This is a genomic window from Bacillus sp. BP-3, assembly GCF_028401955.1.
Classification (GTDB): domain Bacteria; phylum Bacillota; class Bacilli; order Bacillales; family Bacillaceae_G; genus Bacillus_A.
In genome coordinates this window covers 129,902-130,241 of sequence record NZ_JAQOTJ010000009.1, presented here as the reverse complement: position 1 = coordinate 130,241, position 340 = coordinate 129,902, and the positions used below count along the sequence as shown (strand labels likewise).

At 40.9% G+C, this 340-nt stretch carries 1 pseudogene; it reads left to right on the top strand.

Annotated features, from left to right (window positions below):
• A pseudogene (locus tag PLX19_RS15675) lies at positions 1-340 on the top strand (diaminopimelate decarboxylase); the annotation flags it as partial.

Here is a 340-nt window from a genome sequence, read left to right as displayed (position 1 = left end):
AAGCAACAATTCGTGAGAAATGTCGTGCATTTCATCGTGCTTTTAGAGAGTGTGGGTTCTCTTACCAAGTAGCATATGCAAGCAAAGCGTTCTTGTGCATGGAAATGTGCCGATTAGCTGCGGAAGAAAATATGTCACTTGATGTTGTGTCTAGCGGAGAGTTATATACAGCGCTGCAAGCAGGATTTCCAGCTGAACGTATCCATTTTCATGGCAACAATAAAACAGAAGAAGAGATGAGAATGGCATTAGAAGCTAACATCGGGTGTTTCGTTGTAGATAATTTTTTGGAACTAGAAGTATTGCATGATTTAGCGAAAGAATACGGGAAAGTTGCCAG